The 21,015-nt window shown below is 68.8% G+C and carries 14 protein-coding genes; 2 read left to right on the top strand and 12 right to left on the bottom strand.

What is annotated here, in order from left to right; all coding sequences use genetic code 11:
- Nucleotides 1-6: 6 nt before the first annotated feature.
- The 12 genes from glnE to groES all read right to left on the bottom strand — a co-directional run bounded on the left by glnE (nt 7) and on the right by groES (nt 18,245).
- On the bottom strand, nt 7-2,820 hold the full coding sequence (glnE, locus tag IE075_RS09385) for a bifunctional [glutamate--ammonia ligase]-adenylyl-L-tyrosine phosphorylase/[glutamate--ammonia-ligase] adenylyltransferase (RefSeq protein ID WP_189455739.1): 2,814 nt from the start codon (nt 2,818-2,820) through the stop codon (nt 7-9).
- A gap of 119 nt (nt 2,821-2,939) precedes the next feature.
- Nucleotides 2,940-4,307, bottom strand: coding sequence for a S8 family serine peptidase (locus IE075_RS09380; protein ID WP_189455737.1), 1,368 nt, complete (start codon nt 4,305-4,307; stop codon nt 2,940-2,942).
- Between the two features lie 561 nt (nt 4,308-4,868).
- Nucleotides 4,869-7,463 (bottom strand): S8 family serine peptidase, encoded by a 2,595-nt coding sequence (locus IE075_RS15840; RefSeq protein WP_308427820.1) that lies wholly within the window; start codon nt 7,461-7,463, stop codon nt 4,869-4,871.
- 196 nt (nt 7,464-7,659) lie between these two features.
- On the bottom strand, nt 7,660-8,700 hold the full coding sequence (locus IE075_RS09370; RefSeq protein WP_189455735.1) for a protein-glutamate methylesterase/protein-glutamine glutaminase: 1,041 nt from the start codon (nt 8,698-8,700) through the stop codon (nt 7,660-7,662).
- 8 nt (nt 8,701-8,708) lie between these two features.
- Nucleotides 8,709-9,536, bottom strand: coding sequence for a CheR family methyltransferase (locus tag IE075_RS09365; RefSeq protein ID WP_425489368.1), 828 nt, complete (start codon nt 9,534-9,536; stop codon nt 8,709-8,711).
- An 8-nt stretch (nt 9,537-9,544) separates the two neighbouring features.
- Nucleotides 9,545-11,149 (bottom strand): methyl-accepting chemotaxis protein, encoded by a 1,605-nt coding sequence (locus IE075_RS09360; RefSeq protein ID WP_189455733.1) that lies wholly within the window; start codon nt 11,147-11,149, stop codon nt 9,545-9,547.
- A gap of 62 nt (nt 11,150-11,211) precedes the next feature.
- A complete protein-coding gene (locus IE075_RS09355; RefSeq protein WP_189455731.1) occupies nt 11,212-11,751 on the bottom strand; it encodes a chemotaxis protein CheW in 540 nt (179 codons plus the stop codon).
- Between the two features lie 10 nt (nt 11,752-11,761).
- Complete coding sequence (locus IE075_RS09350) at nt 11,762-13,378, bottom strand: methyl-accepting chemotaxis protein (RefSeq protein ID WP_189455729.1); 1,617 nt, start codon at nt 13,376-13,378, stop codon at nt 11,762-11,764.
- Between the two features lie 9 nt (nt 13,379-13,387).
- The gene (locus IE075_RS09345; RefSeq protein ID WP_189455896.1) at nt 13,388-15,622 is read right to left on the bottom strand and encodes a chemotaxis protein CheA; all 2,235 of its coding nucleotides are present in this window, start codon (nt 15,620-15,622) and stop codon (nt 13,388-13,390) included.
- Between the two features lie 5 nt (nt 15,623-15,627).
- Entirely contained in the window at nt 15,628-15,954 is a 327-nt protein-coding gene (locus tag IE075_RS09340; protein WP_189455727.1) for an STAS domain-containing protein, read from the bottom strand.
- Nucleotides 15,955-16,187: 233 nt separating this feature from the next.
- Nucleotides 16,188-17,828, bottom strand: a complete 1,641-nt coding sequence (groL, locus tag IE075_RS09335; RefSeq protein ID WP_189455725.1) for a chaperonin GroEL — start codon at nt 17,826-17,828, stop codon at nt 16,188-16,190.
- A gap of 129 nt (nt 17,829-17,957) precedes the next feature.
- Complete coding sequence (groES, locus tag IE075_RS09330; RefSeq protein ID WP_189455723.1) at nt 17,958-18,245, bottom strand: co-chaperone GroES; 288 nt, start codon at nt 18,243-18,245, stop codon at nt 17,958-17,960.
- A gap of 530 nt (nt 18,246-18,775) precedes the next feature.
- On the opposite strand from groES, the gene IE075_RS09325 reads away from it, so the two are divergent.
- Nucleotides 18,776-19,171, top strand: coding sequence for a helix-turn-helix transcriptional regulator (locus tag IE075_RS09325; protein ID WP_189455721.1), 396 nt, complete (start codon nt 18,776-18,778; stop codon nt 19,169-19,171).
- Between the two features lie 75 nt (nt 19,172-19,246).
- Nucleotides 19,247-21,007, top strand: a complete 1,761-nt coding sequence (locus tag IE075_RS09320; protein ID WP_189455719.1) for an endonuclease — start codon at nt 19,247-19,249, stop codon at nt 21,005-21,007.
- The last annotated feature ends 8 nt before the right edge of the window (nt 21,008-21,015 follow it).

The raw sequence follows: 21,015 nt of genomic DNA, 5'->3' as shown, positions 1-21,015 counted from the left end.
GCTCGCTCAGCGCGGCTCGAAGCGCAATCCGAATCCGCTGCAGGCGCGCGTAACGAGCGCACGCCAGGCCTCGATCTGCGCCCCGGGCGCCACGCGCCGACCGCGGCGATCGAGCGTGCAGTGCAGGCCTGCGGCGAGAAGGCCGGCGTGGGCGGCGCGCAGCGCGTCCGCCGTGGCGGCGTCGAGCACTTCACAGGCCTGCGCGGTGTCGATCAGCGCAGGCGTGCTGCGCGGCGCCAGCAGTGCCGGATGCGCGTGCGCGTGCGCGAGCACGGCGGCCTGCAGCAGGAATTCGAGGTCGACGAGACCGCCGGCGCCCTGCTTGAGGTCGAACATCGCCGCGTCGCTGCGATCGAGCTCGGCCCGCATGCGGCGGCGCATCGCGGAGACGTCGTCGAGCACGCGCTCCGGATCGCGCTCACGCGCCAGCGTCTCCGTGCGCACGCGCTCGAAGTCCTCATGCAGCGACGCATCGCCGCTTACGCAACGCGCGCGCACCAGCGCCTGGTGCTCCCACGTCCACGCGCGATGGCGCTGGTACTCCGAAAAACTCGCGATGCTCGAGACCAGCAGGCCCTTCGCGCCGTCCGGTCGCAGCCGCACGTCGACGTCGTACAGCCGGCCGCCCGCGGTGACCGCGCCGAGCAGCGCGACGAGCTTCTGCGCGAGCCGCGCGAACCAGCGCGGCGCATCGAGCGGGCGTTCGCCGTCCGATTGCGCATCCCGCGGCGCGTCGTAAAGAAACACGAGATCCAGGTCCGAACCGAAGCCGAGCTCCTCGCCGCCGAGGCTGCCGTAGCCGAGCACGGCGAACCGCGCCCCGGGCACGCGCCCGTGCGCAATCGCGACTTCGTCGTAGGCGAGGGAGCACACGCGCCGCACGACGCCGTCGGCGAGCCACGCGAGTTGCCGCGCACTTTCGGTCGCACTCTCGCGGCCGTCGCGCAGGGCCATTGCGATGCGAAAGCCGAGCGCCTGCCGCACTTCGTTGAGCGCATGCAGCGTCGCTTCGGTGTCGTCTTCGACGGCCACGGCCTCACATGCGTCGAGCAGTTGCGCCCGGTCGGGCAGCGGCCCGGCGACGCGGGCGTCGAGCAGTTCGTCGAGCAGCAGCGGATGCGCGGCCAGCCGCTCAGCCAGCAGTGCGCTGCGGCCGACGACATCGACCAGGCGCTCGAGCGCGGCCGGCTGCTCGGCGAGCAGCGCGAGGTACGCGCTTCTGCGCAGGATGTTGTGCAGCAGCGCGAGCAGCCGGCGCAACGCGAGCATCGGCGAGGACGCCTGCGCGGCGCCCTGCAGCAGCGCAGGCAGCACGCGGTCGAGCCGGGTGCGCGCGTGGTCCGACAAACCGCGCACCCCCGGACTGCGGGCGAAATCGCGCAGCAGCGTATCGGCGTTGCCGACCTCGACGAACCCGGCCTGCGCGAGCGCGGCGGCGTCGCCCGCGTCGGGCAGCGCATGCCAATACACCGCCAGCGAGTCGGGCACGTCTTCGCCGCGCTGCGGCGCGAGCAATGCCCCGAACTCCGCGCCGACCTGCGCGCGATGAGCAGCGAGCGCGTCGTACAGCGCGTCCCAACCGTCGAAGTCGAGGCCGGCAGCGATGCGGGCCCGGTCATCGGGCGATTCGGGCAACACATGCGTCTGCGCGTCGCGCAGCATCTGCAGGCGGTTTTCGACGCGGCGCAGGAACCGGTACGACTCCGCGAGCATTGCGCCGGCCTCGGCGTCGATGTGATGCGTGGCGACGAGCGCCTCGAGCGCGGGTCGCAGCGCACGGGCGCGCAGGGTGGCATCGCGGCCGCCGTGGATCAGCTGCAGCGCCTGCACGAGGAACTCGATTTCGCGGATGCCGCCGGAACCGCGCTTGACGTCGTCGGCGAGCTCGCGCCGCGCGACCTCCGCGGCGATCGCAGCCTTCATCGCGCGCAGCCCGTCGAGCGCGCCGAAATCGAGGTAACGGCGGTAGACGAACGGCCGCAGCATCTCGAGAAAGCGCTCGCCCGCGTCGAGGTCACCGGCAATCGGCCGCGCCTTCTGCCATGCGTAGCGTTCCCAGTCGCGCCCCTCGCGCTGGAAGTACTGCTCCATCGCGGCGAACGACCACGCGACGCGGCCGGCATTGCCGTACGGGCGCAGGCGCAGGTCGACGCGGTGGCAGAAGCCGTCGGCGGTGATCTCGTCGAGCAGCTTGGCCAGTTGCTGGCCGAGCCGGGCGAAGTACGAGCTCGAATCGAGCGGCCGTGCGCCGGGATGCGCGCTGGTGTCGCACTCGCCGTCGTGCTCGTAGGCGTAGACGAGGTCGACGTCCGAGCTGAAGTTGAGCTCGCCGCCGCCGAGCTTGCCAAGCCCGAACACGACGAGCCGCTGCACCTCGCCCGCCGTGCCGTCCTCTTCGCGGGCGCGGATGACGCCGTGGCGCGTGGCGAATTCGCGCTCGAGGGCATCCAGCGCAGTGCAAAGACACTCTTCAGCCAGGCGGGTGCTGCCGGCGAGCGTGGCGTCGACATCGTCGATGCCGAGCACGTCGCGCCAGATCAGCCGCGTCGACTCGGCGGTCCGGTGGCGGCGCAGCAGCGCGGGCCATTCGTGGCGGTTGTCGACGGTGAGCGTCGGCGGCGGCGCAGCGGGCGCGCGGGCGTCGTCCGCGAGGCTGCGCAGCAACTCCGGCTGGCGCTCGAAGGTGTCGACGGCGAAGTCGCTCGCCAGCGCCACGCGCTCCATGCGCGCGGCCACTTCGGGATCGGCAAGCACGCCGGGCGCGATCACGCGAAGGCGGGCGAGCAGGCGTTCGGAAGCGGCAGCGGCGGTCGGCGGCATGCGCGGATGGTCGCATGCCGCGATATCGACAACCTCTCCGCGCAGGTGCGTGGCCGAGCCTGCGGGTGCCGCAGAAAACTGGCCGGGCGCCGCTTTAAAGCGGGCGCCCGGCCCGTGACTCAGCGCGTGCGCACCTTGTCGACGGAATCGCCGGCGTCGACGCGACCGTGGCCGTGCATCGGGTCGAAACCGGGTGCGCCGACGTCGTCCGCGCCGCGGCGGAGCGCGTTCTCGATGCGGTTGGCGTGCAACTCACCGCCGGCCGCGCCGACGACGAGCGCCGCAACACCGGCCGCATGCGGCGCGGCCATGCTGGTGCCGGCGGAGAAGCTCCAGCCACCGGTCGAGGTGCTGACCACCATGTCGAACAACCAGCACGGCAGGCCATAACCAGCGACGTTGCAGGCCTCGTTGCCGAGGTACTCGCTGTCGCCGCCCGGTGCCGACAGGTCGATCAGTCGACGGCCGTAGTTCGTGTAGCTGGCCGAGCGGTCGAGGTCGGCCGCGGCCGGGTTCAGCGCCCAGCCGAGCGGCGCGTTCGCCGCGATCGCGACGACGCCGGTCACGCCCGCCGGGAACGCCATGAGGCGCCCGCCGTCCGGCGCGGTCGCCGTGTCGTAGTCGGTGCCGTCGTTGCCGGCCGCGGCGATGACAATCGTGTTCTCGCGCTTGGCGTGCAGCACCGCGCGCTGCACGGCGCCGACGAGCTCGCGCGTGTCGCGCCCGACCGGCAGGCCGCCGCGCACACCGAGGCTCATGTTGATGACGTCGGCGTCCTTCTCGACGGCGTACATGATGCCCTCGAGGATGCCGGCGAAGCTGCCGCTGCCGGTGTAGGCCGACAGCACCTTCACCGCAAAGAACTTCGACTCCGGCGCCACGCCGATCACGCCGATGCCGTTGTCGGCCGCCGCGATCGTGCCGGCCACGTGCGTGCCGTGATTGAACGCGGGGTACGGCTGGACTTCGCACGCGGTCTCGCCCGGCACGAACGATGCGTTGAGCGCCGCGAGGTTGTTCGGGGCGAGGTCCGGATGGGTGCAATCCAGGCCCGAGTCCAGCACGGCGACGCGCGCGCCTGCGCCGCGGAAACCCTTCGCCCATGCGGCCTGGACGTTCATCGCGTCGAAGCCCCACTGCAGGTCGTAGAGGAAATCGTCGTCGCCCGAATTCGGCGGCTCGGCCATCGCGGTGACGCGGCCCGCCGGCACGGCCTCGGGCACGTCGAACTGCAACGTCCGGTCGCGCGTGGCCGACTGCACTTCCGGCAGCGCCGTCGCGCGTGCATCGAACCGCGTGTCGGCCTCGACGATCGCGACGCCGATCTGCGGGTAGCGCGCAACGACCTTCGCGCCGAGCGATTCGACCTTGCGCTCCAGCTTGGCGTCGAAGTTCGCGCCGCGCGCCTGGACGATGTAGGCGGCCGCGTGCGCGTGACCTGCGACGAGGGCCGCAGCAACGGCCGCCGCCAGGGAAAGCTTCTTCATGGATGCCCCTTCCTGTGATGTGTCGAAGACGGGCCTGGGCCCGGTCCGAGGCTAGCAGCGGCGCTCGAGGCCGCGGCTGTACTTTTGCGATACATGCGCGCCGCGTTGGACCGCGCCCCGCCGGCCGGGGCTTGCAGGCGGATTGCCGGCGCATGCGCGTGGGCGGTGCGTATCGCCACCGAAACATTGGGGCAATTCAAACCGATCAGGCGAGCACGGCTCATGCTGCTGCCGCACGCGTTGATCGGACATGGCATTCGTGCGCCGGCTCGAGCCAGGGGCGCGCGCGGAGGTTTGATCGACACCGGCCTGCGGCTCGCGCCACCGGCGACGCCACCGACACTGCCACGCTTCGGATACGCCCGGCCGTTCGTCGGGCCCGGCGTTCGGCAGGCAAAAAAAAGCCCGCGCGCCGGCCGAAGCCGGTGGCGGGCTTGCTCCCTCCCCCACGTCGGGTGCGCCCCGATCGTGAAGGCACCGTGAGGGCCAATGCACGCTGCACCGCAAAAAAGAACCCGGCGGTACGTGAATACCGCCGGTCGTTTCAGCCTCTCGCGCCGCTCATCGAGCGATCGTGATCACCGGCGATTCCCAACGCTCCCAATGCGCCTCGTTGGTCGGGTCGCCCAGCGCCTTGAGCACGCTCAGCCGCATGCGGTACCGGCCGTCCGGCGCGGTTTCCGTGCGCTTGCCGACCTTGACCTGACCGTCCCAGCTGTACGCGAAGAAGCCGGTCGGCGACGAGTTGCGGCCGAGGTATTCGACCTGCGACGCACGGCGCCACACGCGGCCGCTGGCGGCCTCGACGACGTCCATCCGCAGCATCCGCGACTGATGGTCGAGGTGCACGAGGAAGTACGGGATGTCGCCGCCTGAGAGCGTGTAGGTCGCGCCGTCGGGCTGGTTGAAGTACGAGCCGTCCGTGGACTTCGCGAGCCACGGGAAGCCGTTCGCGGTCGGCGTCATGACCTGCCGTGCCTGGTAGTCGCCGATGTAACCGGCGTACGGCACGCGCAGCGTCGCGCTGCCGTCGTTTGGCTTGAGCACGAGGTAGCCGCCGTACTGGCCGCCGAGCGGCGCGGCGGGCGGCGTGATCGTGACATTGACCGTCGCGGTCGCGCCCGGGGCCACCGTTACGCTGGACGCCTCGAACGCCACGCCCGTTGCCGGCAGGAAGAACGAAGGCGTGAACGTCGAGCCCGCGGTCGACACCGCGCCGGTCGCGCTGAACGTGTACGTGACCGGCGTGTCGCCGGTGTTCTCGACCGTCAGCGTGCGCGCGGCCGGACCGGTCTCGCTTTCGCCGAGCGAGAGCTTGCCCGGCTCGACACGCACCGCCGAGACGATCGCGCGGTCGATCTGCATCATGCCCGCGCCCTGGCGGTGCACGACGTCGAGCAGGCCGGTGCCGGGGTTGAGCGACCAGGCCTTCGGCTCCGCGCTGTTTTGCAGGATGCGACCGACCGCCTGCGACGGCGTGTTCGGCGCGGCCTGCAGCAGCAGCGCGGCGGCGCCGGCCACGTGCGGGGCCGCCATCGACGTGCCGCTGAGCGTGGCGTAGCCCCCGCTTTCAAGCGGGTAGGTCGAATAGATCGAACCGCCCGGCGCGCCGATGTCCGGCTTGAGCGCGAGATCCGGCGACATCCCGTACGCGGTGAACGACGAGAGCAGCCCGCCGGCCGGGTTCGGGAACGAGCCCACCTTCGGCGTCCACGTCAGGCTCGCGCCGCCGTTGGCGATGCGCGCGTCGAGCATGAGACCGGCGGTGTCGGAGATGCCGACGGTCGGCACGGTGACCGGCGTATCGCCGACGACGGTCGCGTTCACTGCGCCCGGTGCGTTGTTGTAGATCACCACGCCCACGGCGCCGGCGTTCTGCGCGTTGACGGCCTTGAGGTTGAACGTGCAGCCGCCGCGGCGGATCAGCGCGACCCGGCCGGTGAGGCTGCCGGTCGGCAGCGCCGCGCAGGCGTCGGCCGTGGACGAGGCGGTGCCGGTGCGCGCGAGCGGCTGCGTCCCGGACGTCGGCGGCGTCGGCGCGCCCGTGGCGGCATTGAAGCCGACCTCGGTGCCGTCGGGGGACACGGTGAACAGCGGCTGCCGCACGTGGGTGTTGTCGAACGAGGCCACCGAGATGACCTTGTCTCCGACGCTCGGCGCGCCGGTCGAATACACGCCCGTCTGGCCGCTGTTGCCGGCCGACGCGACGACGACCATGCGGCGGTTCACGAGGCGGCTTGCGGCCTTGGCGGTCGGGTATTCGGGCCACTGGTAGGTCGAGCCGATGCTCATGTTGAGCACGTGCATGCCGTCGGCGAGCGCGCGCTCCATCGCGGCTACCATGACGTCGGCCGTGGTCGAGCCGTTGCAGCCGAACACGCGGTACGCGCCGAGCTGCACGTTCGGCGCGACGCCCTTCACCGTGCCGTTCGCGCCGATGATGCCCGCCACGTGCGTGCCGTGGCCGCCGCAGTCGTCGGGGTTCGCGTCCGGCGAGGGGATCGGGTTGTACAGCGGCGAGGACGAGTCGGCATTGAAGGCGTCACCGACGAAGTCGTAGCCGGCCACGATGCGCGCCGACGGGAACGCGGTGGTGTCGTCGGTGCCGCTGCCGCCGAAATCCGGGTGATCGATGTCGATGCCCGTGTCCATGACCGCGACGCGGATGCCGCTGCCGTCGAGGCCCAGCTGGCTCTGGGCGATGTCGGCGCCGGTCATCGCGAGCGCGGTGGCCATCTCGGGGCCGGACTGGCCCGGCTCGGGGCGCTGGATCGTCTCGACCGGGTACACGGCGCGCACGCCGGGCAGGCGCATCAGCGCGCTCAGGTCGGCGCGGCCGACCGTGACGGAGAAGCCGTTGAACAGGCCGTCGAACGCGTAGTGCTCGATGTAGCGCAGGCCGGCGCTGCGTGCGGCGTCGCGGAACGCCTTTTTCTCCGATTGCAGGCGCGCCGCACTGCCGCCCTCGGACGTGGGGGTCTGGCTGAGTTCGACGAACCAGCGCTGCGGGGTTTCGTCGACGGGCCCTTCTGCGGCGGGAACCGACGCGGGCTCCAGGGGTTCGACCCACTGGACGGCGCCAGTGTGCGTGGCCGCGAGCGCCGTGAGGCAGGCGCTTGCAAGGACGGTCATGACGACTGCGGAAGACTTCTTCACTTCGGAACCCTCGGATGGTCTGGCGAAGGAGACAGCGTCCGTCCGCCCAATCGCGGGGGACGCACCGACCGGTGCGCAGCGGTGCGCCCGGAACGGCCGCGCCTGATGACGCGGCCATCACAGGTCTACGCAAGGGATCGCGGCGAGCGGCCATTTCATTCATGCCGCGTTTAGGCGGCAGGCCGGGCCGGCGGGGTCAGGCGAGCTCGAGCACCCGTCGGGCGATGTCGTCGAGCGGGGCCACGGAGCGCGCGGCGCCGAGGCGGATCGCCTCGCGCGGCATGCCGAACACGACGCACGACGCCTCGTCCTGCGCGATCGTATGGGCGCCGGCGTCGAGCATCTCGCGCAGGCCGCGGGCGCCGTCGTCGCCCATCCCGGTGAGGATCACGCCCGTGGCGTTGCGTCCGGCGTGGCGGGCGACGGAGCGGAACAGCACGTCGACCGATGGCCGGTGTCGGTTCACGGGCGGGCCGTCGAGCACCTGCACCGTGTACTGCGCGCCGCTGCGGTGCAGCTGCATGTGGCGCCCACCGGGCGCGATCAGTGCGAGCCCCGGCAGCAGCCGGTCGCCGCTGCGCGCCTCGCGCACTTCGATGCGGCACACGCCGTTGAGACGCTCAGCCAGCGAGGCGGTGAACCGTTCGGGCATGTGCTGGACGATGAGGATGCCGGGCGCCACCCGCGGCAATGCGGTGAGCACGCGTTCGATCGCCTGCGTGCCGCCGGTGGACGCGCCGATCGCGACGATGCGTTCGGTGGTGCGCGCCAGCGCGACAGGTTCGGACGGCTCGGCGATCACATTCGGCGCCGCAGCGAGGCGGCGCGGCCGCGCACGCGCCGCTGCGCGCACTGCTTCGCACAGGCGCTCGGCGGAGGATTCGAGAAACCCTTTCACGCCCATCTCGGGCTTGGCGATGATCTCGACCGCCCCCGCGGCGAGCGCCTGCATCGCAGTCTGCGTGCCGGGGCCGGCAAGCGAGGAGCAGATCACCACGGGCGTCGGCCGCTCAGCCATGAGCTTGCGCAGGAAGGTCAGCCCGTCCATGCGCGGCATCTCGATGTCGAGCACGATGACGTCCGGCCAGTCGTTCGCCATCTTCTGCAGCGCGAACAGCGGGTCACTCGCGGTGCCGATGACCTGCAGGTCCGGCTCGGCGCTGAGCAGCGCCTGCAAGCACTGCCGGACGACTGCGGAGTCGTCGACGAGGAACACACGGGCCGGCCGCGTTGCCATGTACGCGCTCAGTCGCGCCGGTAGATCGACGGCGCCACGGCGCGCAGCGACGAGGTCAGGCCGTTGAGGCTTTCGGAATGGCCGATGAGGAAATGCCCGCCGGGCCGCAGCGCCGGCACCAGCCGCGCGATCACGTCGCGCTTGGTCGCGTCGTCGAAATAGATCATCACGTTGCGCAGGAAGATCACGTCGAACTGGCCGAAGTCGGGCAGCGTCTCGTTGAGGTTGATCGGCTCGAACCGCACGCGCGCGCGCAGCTCGCGACGCACGAGCATCGTGCCCGCCTGCGGCCCGGTGCCCTTGAGACAGTGCTTGGACAGCATCGCCGGCGGCAGGTTACGTGCGCGTTCGAGCCGGTAGTGCCCGCTGCGCGCGGCGTCGAGCACGCGCGAGCTGATGTCGGTGCCGAGCACCTCCCATTGGCGATGGTTCGGCAGCGCATCGGACAGCAGCATCGCGATGCTGTACGGCTCCTCGCCTGTCGAGCACGCGGCGCTCCACACGCGCACCGGCGACTGTGTGAGCGTGGGCAACACGCTGCGCAGGTACTCGAAGTGGCGCGGCTCCCGGAAGAAGTAGGTTTCGTTCGTCGTCAGCAGGTCGAGCGCGGCCTGGCGCTCGGCGCGGTCGCTGCCGAGGCGGCGCAGGTACTCCGTGTAGGTCGAAAGCCCGAGCTCGCGCAGCCGCTTCGCAAGCCGGCTCGTCACCAGCGGCTGCTTGGCGGGTGTCAGCGAGATGCCTGCGTTCGCGTGCAGCCACCGGCGCAGACCCTCGAACTCGTGCGCGGTGATCACAGGCGCCGCGGAGGCGCTCGACTGCATGACGGACACGTTCATGCCGGCCCTCAGAATTCGATGAAGTCGGCTTCTTCGACATTGCGACGCGCGGCCTTGCGCCCACCCGCGCGCGGCGCTGCATGCACGGCCTTGCGCGCGATCGAGCGGCCGACGACGTGCTGCTCGAGCGTGAAGAACGCCATCGCCTGCTGCAGCTGCTCGGCTTGGCTCGTCATTTCCTCGGCCGTGGCGGCAAGCTCCTCGCTCGCGGCCGCGTTCTGCTGCGTGACCTGGCTCAGCTGACCCATCGCCGCGTTGATCTGGCCGACGCCCGCCGCCTGCTCCTGGCTGGCGGCGGTGATCTCCTGCACCAGATCCGAGGTCTTCGTGATCGACGGCACCATCAGGTCGAGCAGGTGCCCCGCACGCTCGGCGAGCTCGACGCTGTTGCTCGACAGCTCACCGATCTCCTGCGACGCGACCTGCGAGCGCTCGGCGAGCTTGCGCACCTCGGCCGCGACCACCGCAAAACCCTTGCCGTGCTCGCCGGCGCGCGCCGCTTCGATTGCGGCATTGAGTGCGAGCAGGTTCGTCTGGTACGCGATGTCGTCGATGATCGCGATCTTCTTCGCGATCTGCTTCATCGCCTCGACCGTTTCGCGCACCGATTGGCCGCCGTCAGACGCTTCCTTCGCCGCCTTGCTGGCCATGCCATCGGTGACCCTCGCGTTGTCGGTGTTCTGGCCGATCGACGCGCTCATCTGCTCGATCGACGAGCTGGTCTGCTCAACGCTGGAGGCCTGTTCGCTCGTGGACTGGCTGATCGACTGCGCCGTGCCCGAGACCTGCTCGGCCGCGCTGGCAAGGTTGTCAGCCGAACCGCGCACCTCGCCGATGATCTGGCTCAGACGCTCGGTCATGGCCTGCATCGCACGCAACATTTCGCCGGTTTCGTCCTTCGAATCCGAGCTCACGCGCGCGGTCAGGTTGCCCTGCGCAAGCTGCTTGGCGACGTCCGCTGCGGCGATGACCGGGCGCGAGATCATGCGCGCGATCACGACGGCCAAGCCGACGCCCAACAGCAGCATGAAGCCGCTCAGCGCGAGCATCGCGGTCTGAGTTGAACGCTGGCGCGCCTCGTAGGCGGCAACGCCTTCGTTGAGCTGCGCGATGTTGCGGGCGAGCAAGGCCTGCAACGCATCCGCGGTCGCCTGCCGCAGATCGCCGGCCTGCTTCGCAGGCCCGAGATCATCCACTTTGAGCGCTTCGACCAGACGCTCGCTGTTATCGAAATACTGTGCCGCCTTGGCGACCACCTCGCCGTAGAGCGCCTGCTCCTGCGCCTCGTGGAAGGCACCTGACAACGCAGCCACCTGCGCGTCGAAGCGCGTGCGTCCGTCGACGAGCTCGGCTGCATACTCGGCGGCCTTTTCCGGATTCTCGCGATCCGACACCAGCCCGCGCTCGCTCACGCGGTACTCCGCCAGCTGGGTCGCAAGCGCCCCAAGGTCGCGCACGAGGGGCACGCCCTCGGCCGTGAGTGTCTTCACGGTCTGGGCACTCTCGCTCATGCGCAGCATGGCGAAGCCGGCGAGTGCGCCGGCAATGGCCACGAGCAGCCCGAACGAGACGAACAGCTTGTGGGCGATTTTGAGGTGGCGGAACCAATTCATTGGGGGAATACCTGTCTAAAGGCACGCCGGGGACGGCCCCGGGCATGCGGAAACGACAACGGTCAGGCCGCTGCGTGAGTTATGCCGGACTGCGCGAGGTCGGCCAGACCGGCCATTTCCTCGACCGACAGCACGCGCTGGACATCGAGAACGATCGCAAAGCCGGCGTCGAGCAGCGCCATGCCACTGATGAACTCCGAGCGGATGCGCGCGCCAAAGCTCGGGGGCGGCTCGATCTGCGATGGCGCGATCTCGAGCACTTCCGACACGGCGTCAACGACGACACCGATGTCCTGACGTTCGTCGTCCGAGCCGGCTTCCATGATCACGATGCAGGTGCGCCGCGTCAGCATGGTCGGCGCGCGTCCGAATCGCACCGACAGATCGATCACGGGCACAACGGCGCCGCGCAGGTTGATCACGCCGCGGATGAACGCCGGCATCATCGGCACGGTCGTCAGGCCCGCGTATTCGATGATTTCCTTGATGCCGCGGATGTCGCTCGCGAACATCTCGGTGCCGAGCGCGAACGTGAGGTACTGCATTGCCTCGTCGTGGCTGGCCGGGGACGCGTCCGCGGCGTTGTGCTTGGGCTGGTTCATCGTCTTTTCCTCAGAACTCGACGAAGTCGGCTTCTTCGACGGTGGTGCGTGCCGCCTTGCGGGCCGGCGCGCGCAGCGCCGCGCCGCGCGACATACGCGGCGCGTTTGAGCGGCCGCCGCCCTGATCGAGCGTGAAGAACGCCATGGCCTGCTGCAGCTGTTCAGCCTGGCTCGTCATCTCCTCGGCCGTAGCCGCGAGCTCCTCACTTGCCGCCGCGTTCTGCTGCGTGACCTGGCTTAGCTGACCCATCGCGGCGTTGATCTGGCCCACGCCCGCGGCTTGCTCCTGGCTGGCCGCCGAGATCTCCTGCACCAGATCCGAGGTCTTGCTGATCGACGGCACCATGAGATCCAACAATGAGCCTGCGCGTTCGGCGAGCTCCACGCTGTTCGTTGACAGTTCGCCAATTTCCTGCGACGCGACCTGGCTGCGCTCGGCGAGCTTGCGCACTTCCGCAGCCACGACCGCAAAGCCCTTCCCGTGCTCGCCGGCACGTGCCGCTTCGATCGCGGCGTTCAATGCCAGCAGGTTCGTCTGGTACGCGATGTCGTCGATGATCGCGATCTTCTTCGCGATCTGCTTCATCGCCTCGACCGTCTCGCGCACCGACTGGCCGCCCTCGTTCGCTTCCTTCGCGGCCTTGCCGGCCATGCCGTCAGTGACCTTCGCGTTGTCGGTGTTCTGACCGATCGACGCGCTCATCTGCTCGATCGATGCGCTCGTCTCTTCGACGCTTGCCGCCTGCTCGCTCGTCGCTTGGCTGATCGACTGCGCCGTGCCCGAGACCTGCTCGGCCGCGCTGGCAAGGTTGTCAGCCGAACCGCGCACCTCGCCGATGATCTGGCTCAGACGCTCGGTCATGGCCTGCATCGCACGCAACATTTCGCCGGTTTCGTCCTTCGAATCCGAGCTCACGCGCGCGGTCAGGTTGCCCTGCGCGAGCTGCTTGGCGACGTCCGCTGCGGCGATGACCGGGCGCGAGATCATGCGGGCGATGACGAGGGCCAGGCCGGAGCCGATGATGAGACCGAGCACGACTGCGAGGATGATCGCTTGGCGCGCTTGGGCGTACAGCGCCTGACCGCGGTCGCCCGCGTCTTTGGCGCCCTGCTCGTTAAGCTCGACGAGCTTATTGAGGTGAGCGCTGAACTCCCAGTACAGCTCGCTCGACCGGCCCATGAGCACAGTGCGCACTTCATCTGCGCGGTTCTGGCGGCTCAGCGCAATCGCGCCGGTGTGGACCTGCATATATTCGGCATGAACCTTTGAAAATGCGTTGTAGAGGCGCTGTTCTTCGGGGCTCGAGATCAGCTTCTCGTACTCCGCGCGTGTCTCCTTGATCTTGGCCTCGAACTCCTCCATGCGCCCCTCGGCGACGTCCATGTCCTCGTTCGTGACCGCCAGACCGTGACGGAACTCCTGGACACGGTAGTCGCCGGTCATGCCGTTGATCTCAGCCGTAGCACGGACACTTGGTAGCCAGTTGTCGCGGATTTCCACCGCAACGTCGTTGACGGCGCTCAGGCGCTGCAGCGCGAAGATGCCGACGCCCGCGAGCAGCGCTAGCAGGATGCCGAAACTCACGAAGAGCTTCGGCGCGATTTTCAGGTTACGGAACCAGTTCATGAGTTGACCTCAGGCGCAGGACAGCGTGGACTCAACCGCGACGGCCGCTGTCCCGCGGAGCCGTTCGGAAAGGAAGGAAGACAGGGGCGATGCCGCACTCGCGGCGATGTCGACGAGCGCGGCCACGTCGAGGATCAGCGCGACCTCACCGGTGCCGAGGATCGTCGAGCCGCTGACGCCCTTGAGCTGCGCAAACAGCGGGCCGAGCGGCTTGATCACGGTCTGGAACTCGCCGAGCAGTGCGTCGACAACGACACCGGCACGCTGGCCGGCACAGTCGACGACGACGATGTTTTCGCGTCGCGCGCGCTCGCCATGCAGGCCGAGTTGCTCACGCAGTCGCAACAGCGGCAGCGGCTGACCTCGCAGGTCGATGTAACCGGCGTCGCGCGGCAGGGCCAGCGGCATCTCCAGGCATTCGACGATCAGATCGAGCGGCAGCACGAAGTGCGACGCGGCGGCGCTGATGAGGAAGCCTTCGATGATCGCAAGCGTGAGCGGCAGGCGGATGCGGATCGTCGTGCCGGCGCCAGCAGTGCTCTCGATCTCGACGCTGCCGCGCAGCGCGTGGATGTTCCGGCGCACCACGTCCATGCCGACGCCGCGACCGGAGAGATTGGTCACCGTATCGGCCGTCGAGAAGCCCGGCTCGAAGATCAGCTGCAGGATCTCTTGGTCGCCCGGCGTGTGACCGGCCGGCACCAGGCCGCGCTCGCGGCCCTTGGCGAGGATGCGGTCACGGTCCATGCCCGCGCCGTCGTCGCGGATCTCGATGAGGATGCCGCCGGCCTGGTGGCAGGCGCTGAGCGTGATGTGTCCGCGCGCGGGCTTGCCCACAGCGCTGCGGCGCTCGGCCGACTCGATGCCGTGGTCGGCCGCGTTGCGCACGAGGTGCAGCAGCGGGTCGGCGAGTTTTTCGACGACGGATTTGTCGAGCTCCGTCTCAGCACCTTCGATGATGAGCTCGAGGTCCTTGCCCGTGTCCCGCGCGACTTCGCGCAGCACACGATGGAAGCGCGAGAATGTTTCGCCGATCGGCACCATGCGCAGGCGCAGCGCGCGATCGCGAATGTCCTCCATGAGCCGGGCGACGACCGACTGCGCTTCGACGAGCGGCGTGTTGCCGGAGCATTCGGCAATCAGCGAGGCGCCGGAGCCGGCGATCACCATCTCCCCGACGAGGTTGATGAGTTCGTCGAGCTTGTCGGCGCGCACGCGCACCCAGCCGGTGTCGGCGGGGCCGTTCGACGCGGCCGGTGCCTGACGCAGCTGCGCCTGCTTGTCGATTGCGGCGTCGACCACCTGTCGGTCCACGACGCGCTGCTCGACAAGAACCTCGCCCAGCGGCACCGCTTGCGCAGCGCCTTCGCGAGCGGCCTGCTCGGCCAGGCCACGCTCGAGCTCCTCGCGCGTGATCGTGCCGGTGTGCACCAGGATTTCGCCGAGGCGTGCATTCGGCTCCGGCAGCGTCGCGATGAGTTCCAGGAACGCGTCGATGCGGCTCGCCGGCGGCAGGATGCACACCGTGCTGCTGTCTTCGACGAACTCGAACACCTCGGCGATCTGCGCCTTGGTGCGGTCGGTGCGCAGGTCGATCTCGAAGCCGAGGTAGCAGGCTTCCGGATCCATCTCCTCGGCCGGTGGCATCGCATCGAGCACGGGCGCGACGCGCACGATCTCGCCGAGCTCCTCGAGATCTCGCAGGAACGACAGCGGGTTGATGCCCTGCCGGTGCACGTCGACGCCGAAGCGGACCGACACATGCCAGCAATCGCCCGATTCCGCGGCCAGTGGCGACGGCTCGACGACCGGCGGCTCGGCAGCCGGCAGTGCGGCGCTCACCGCAGCGGCGGCCGGCTCCGCGTATCGGGCGAGCGCCTCACGCAGGCGTGCATCGCGCGCAGTGATGCCGCCTTCGAACGCGCCGCCCTGCACCGCGAGCAGTTCGAGCAGGTCGCTGATGTGGTCGCAGGATTCGATGAGGTCGCTGGCGAGGCGCTCGTCCGCGGCGAGCGTGCCCGCGCGGACGCGTTCGAGCAGGTTCTCGACGGTGTGCGTGAAGCCCACGAGCGGCGCGAGGCCGAACATGCCGCCCGAGCCCTTGATCGAATGCGCGGCGCGGAAGATCCGCGCGACGAGTTCAGCGTCGCGGTCGCCGGCGTGCAGCTGACGCAGGCCTGCTTCCATCTCGACGACGAGATCGCGTGCCTCGGCGATGAAGGTCTGCAACATCTGGTCGCGCATCGCTTTCACGCGGCCACCTCCGCTGCAGCGGCCGGCGGCGTGACGAGGCTGCTCGGGTCGTGCAGCCTGACGCGATCGAGCGCGGTGCGCACGGCGCGGCTCGGCTCATGCCACATGATCGGCACGCCACGACGCGCGGCTTCGCGTCCAAGCATTACCAGCAGCTGCAGGCCTGCGCCGTCGATCGCGGTGACGCCGGACAGGTCGACCTCCAGCGGGCCGACGAGCGCATCGAGCAGGTGCGCCTTCAGCTCCGCTGCACGGGAAATGGTGAGATCGCCCTCGAGGCGCAGCAGAGCGCGGAATTCGGCGGGGGATGGGAGAGCGGTCATCGCGGTCCTTCACGCGACGGTCTAATCGCCGTCGTCTATGCCCGCAATAACGCCCATCGATCGCGGCCCTTGATGGGCTCGAATGTGAGCGCGGTCTCCTTGTTGCGCATACGGTTACGCATGGCACCCGACCGCGCCCAATTTTCACGTCGATTTCACAGCGCGACGCGCCACAAAAAGAAAAGCCCCGCCGAAGCGGGGCTTTTCGATGCAGCGTGTCGCGGGAAGTCGGATCAGAAATCCATGCCGCCCATGCCACCCATGCCGCCGCCGGCCGGCATCGCCGGCTCTTCCTTCTTCGGCGCTTCGGCGACCATCGCTTCGGTCGTGATCATCAGACCGGCGATCGAGGCCGCGTTCTGCAGCGCGGTGCGCGTGACCTTGGTCGGATCGAGGATGCCGAGTTCCAGCATGTCGCCGAACTCGCCGGTCGCCGCGTTGTAGCCGAAGCTGCCCTGGCCTTCCTTGACGCGGTTGACGATCACCGACGGCTCTTCACCGGCGTTAGTGACGATCTCGCGCAGCGGCGCTTCCATCGCGCGCAGCGCGATGCGGATGCCGTGGTTCTGATCTTCGTTCACACCGGTGAGGTTCTGGATCGACGCGAGCGCGCGGATCAGCGCAACGCCGCCGCCCGGGACGATGCCCTCTTCGACCGCCGCGCGCGTGGCGTGCAGCGCGTCTTCAACGCGGGCCTTCTTTTCCTTCATCTCGATCTCGGTCGACGCGCCGACCTTGATCACCGCCACGCCGCCGGCGAGCTTCGCCACGCGCTCCTGCAGCTTCTCGCGGTCGTAGTCCGAGGAGGTCTCCTCGATCTGCGCCTTGATCTGCTTGATGCGCGCCTGGATCGAATCGCCGTCGCCGGCGCCGTCGATGACGGTGGTGTTCTCCTTCGAGACCTGCACCTTCTTCGCGCGGCCGAGGTCGTTGATCGTCGCCTTCTCGAGCTGCAGGCCGACTTCCTCGGAGATCACGGTGCCGCCGGTGAGGACGGCCATGTCTTCGAGCATCGCCTTGCGACGGTCGCCGAAGCCCGGCGCCTTGACCGCGCAGACCTTGACGATGCCGCGGATCGTGTTGACGACGAGCGTCGCCAGGGCTTCGCCCTCGACTTCCTCGGCCACGATCAGGAGCGGCTTGCCGGCCTTGGCCACGCCCTCGAGGACAGGCAGCAGGTCGCGGACGTTCGAGATCTTCTTGTCGTAGAGCAGGATGAACGGGTCATCCAGTTCGGCCTGCATCGACTGCTGGTTGTTGATGAAGTACGGCGAGAGGTAGCCGCGGTCGAACTGCATGCCCTCGACGACGTCGAGCTCGTTCTCGAGGCCCGAACCGTCTTCAACGGTGATCACGCCTTCCTTGCCGACCTTGTCCATCGCCTGCGCGATGAGGTCGCCGATGTTCTCGTCCGAGTTCGCGGAGATCGCGCCGACCTGGGCGATTTCCTTGCTCGTCGACGACGGACGCGAGATGTTCTTGAGCTCGGCGACGGCGGCGGTGACCGCCTTGTCGATGCCGCGCTTGAGGTCCATCGGGTTCATGCCGGCGGCGACCGCCTTCATGCCCTCGCGGATCAGCGCCTGGGCGAGCACGGTCGCGGTCGTGGTGCCGTCACCGGCGTTGTCGGAAGTGCGCGAGGCGACTTCCTTCACCATCTGCGCGCCCATGTTCTCGAACTTGTCGGCGAGTTCGATCTCCTTGGCGACGGACACGCCGTCCTTGGTGATCGTCGGCGAGCCGTAGCTCTTCTCGAGCACGACGTTGCGGCCCTTCGGGCCGAGGGTCGCCTTGACGGCATTGGCGAGCACGTTGACGCCGCGCAGCATGCGGGCGCGGGCGTCTTCGCTGAAACGGATTTCCTTGGCAGCCATGTTGAAGCTCCGGAATTAAAGAGAGGAATCGGAAACGGGGAAAAAGGGGTCGAGACCTACGGAGGCGATGCGAGCGCCGGGCGCTTCGATGCACCCGCCTGCCGGGTCACGACCTGCGCGGTCGTGGGATCAGCCCAACACCGCGAAGATGTCGTCTTCCTTCACCACCAGGTATTCGGTGCCGTCGAGCTTCACTTCGGTGCCGCTGTACTTACCGAACAGCACCTTGTCGCCGACCTGCACCTTCGGCGCGCGGACGTTGCCGTTGTCGAAGGCCTTGCCCTCGCCGACGGCGACGACTTCGCCCTTGATCGGCTTTTCGGTGGCCGAATCGGGGATCACGATCCCGCCGGCGGACATCTTTTCTTCTTCCATGCGCTTGATGACCACGCGGTCGTAGAGCGGCTTGATGTTCATTGACAACCTCAGCAAGTGGTTGATTGGGTGGGAAAAACAGCGAAAATTTAGCAGTCGCCCGCCACGAGTGCCAGAGTTGCGCGCACGCGCAGGGCCCCGCCGGGACCGCCACGAGATGGGGCTCGCCTCTGGGCTTTCAAGGGACGTTCACGTAAAAATTTTCAGCCGGTGCCGCGCTGGCGACGCAAAAAGAAAGGGCGCGTCCCTGAGGAGCGCGCCCTTTCCGGTTTGGAGATGGCTTTCCGAGCTCGGTGCATCCTGCACCCCTCTCCTGACCTGACCTGACCCCTTGTCTCAACCGTTCGTCCCTGCCCGGCGTGGTCACATGTTGCGCGTGTTGAGTCACAGTTCCTAGAGGCCCGATTGAGCAAAGTTGTCTTCTTTGGGTAGCCTCTTCGCGTGTGTTCACTTATAAGCACCTGTAATTTATGAAGTTTTTAAAGGCATGCTACCAATGGAGAACAATTTCACTTGTCTTTGACTAGCATGTTGACGGAAGGTAGCCGACTTAAGCGCCGCCTGGAGCCGCCATGACGCCCCAACAGCGAATCCGCCTCGCCCGCCGCCACTCCGGCCTTTCCCAGGCCGCGCTCGCCGCTGCCGTCGGCGTGCACCGCAGCGCGGTAAGCCATTGGGAGGCGAATGACGGCAAGCTGCCGAGCATGTGTCACTTCCAGCAGCTCGCGGTCGTGACCGGCGTGCAGTTCGAGTGGCTCGCTACAGGCCGCGGGCGCATGCAGCTGGGCGAGGACGCTGAACTCGATTCCGTCTCCGCCGCCGAGGCCCTGCTCGTCGACGACCCGCTCGAACTGCGCCTCGTGCGCGCATTCCGGGACACGCCTTTGCGCTCGCGTGCGCCGCTGGTGGAGATCGTCGAGCAGCTTGCATCGCTGCGGACCGGCCGGTCCCGCCCCACCGGGATTTGAGCCATCCGCGCGCGAATTGAGTCGGCTGTCACATTGTCGCGCTAGCGTCCGAGTTCCTTTCCCCGGAACCGCCCGATGCGATCGCCCCGTCCCCGCCTGTCGGCCCTGCTCTGCGCTGCCGCGTTCGCGTCTGCCCCCGCGGCCGCCGACGTTTTCATCAACGAAATCCACTACGACGATTCGACGTCGAGCGGCGACACCGGCGAGCGCGTCGAGATCGTGGCGACGGCAGGCGAAAGCCTCTCGGGCTACCGCGTCTACCTCTACAACGGCAGCACGCCGTCCAGCGCGACGTATTACGACAACGACGCGGTCCCCAGCGGCAGTCTCGTGAGCTGCGGCGGCAGCGTCCGCATCGCCACGGTGAGCTACCCGAGCAACGGCATCCAGAACGGCGCACCGGACGCGATCGCGCTGGTGAACGGCAGCGGCGCGCTCGTGCAATTCCTCAGCTACGAAGGCGCGGTGACCGGCGGCAACGGGCCGGCCAAGGGCCGCGCGAGCACGAACCTGCCGGCGTCCGAGAGCGCATCGACGGCCGCCGGCACCTCGTTGCAGCTCGCCGGCACCGGCTCGCGCGCAGGCGATTTCAGCTGGCGCGGCTCGGCGACGCAGACCTTCGGCCGGTGCAACAACGGCCAGACGTTCGGCGCTGCGAATACCGCGCCGGCCGTGACCTCCACGACGCCGACCGACGGTGCGACCGGCGTGGCCGCGTCGTCGAACCTGGCGGTGAACTTCAGCGAGAGCGTGAGCCTCGCGACCGGCGCGTTCACCCTGCAGTGCGCGCAGTCGGGCGCCGTGCCGCTGTCGCATGCAACGACCGGCAGCCAGTTCGCGATCACGACCGGCGCCACGCTGCGCTCGGGCGAGACCTGCGCGCTGACGGTGCATTCGACCAAGGTCAGCGACGCAGGCGGTGCGAAACCCGCGCAAAGCACGATCGTCGACTTCACCGTCGCGACCTCGGGCGGCGGCACCGGTTACTACTCGCGTGTGAACACATCGAATGCCAGCCAGTTGCGCTGCTCGCTGCACGCGACGATCAAGGGCCACACCGCCTACCCGTACAGCGCGTCGACGACCGACACCTGGGACATCCTCGAGATCGCCGATGAGGACCCGGCCAGCGGCACGCGCATCCTCGATGCCTACCGCAATCGCAGCTTCGTCAAAGGCAGCGAACGCGCCGGCACGGGCACCGGCATCACGTACAACCGTGAGCACACCTGGCCGAACTCGCTCGGCTTCGGCAGCTCCACGGGCGACCTCGGCCTGCCGTACGCGCCGTACACCGACACCCACATGCTGTACCTGACCGACACCGGCTACAACGCCGACCGCGGCAACAAGCCGTACGCGGACTGTCCGGCCACGGGCGGCTGCGGCGAGCGCGCGACCGAGTTCAACAATGGGGTCGGCGGCGGCACCGGCGTGTATCCAGGCAACTCGAACTGGGTCATGGGCCCGGACGGCAACGCGGGTTCGTTCCAGGTCTGGGGCAAGCGCCGCGGCGACGTTGCGCGCGCGATCCTGTACATGGCGATCCGCTACGAAGGCGGCCGCGATCCACGCACGAACCAGTCCGAGCCGGACCTCGAGCTCACCGACGATCGCAGCAAAATCGTGATCACCTCGGCCTCGCCCGCCTACATGGGCCTGCTGTCGACGCTGCTCGCCTGGCACCGGGCCGACCCGCCCGACGCGGCCGAGCGCGCCCGCAATGAAGTGATCCAGAGCTTCCAGGCCAATCGCAACCCGTTCATCGACCACCCCGAATGGGCGACGTCGGCGCTGTTCACGTCGGCCAAGCCGGCGACCTGCCAGCTGAACTGACGCGTGAG

The sequence above is a fragment of the Cognatilysobacter bugurensis genome, assembly GCF_014652095.1.
Lineage (GTDB): Bacteria > Pseudomonadota > Gammaproteobacteria > Xanthomonadales > Xanthomonadaceae > Cognatilysobacter > Cognatilysobacter bugurensis.
Note: the sequence above shows the minus strand (reverse complement) of the source record. Positions and strands in the feature narration are given on the sequence as shown.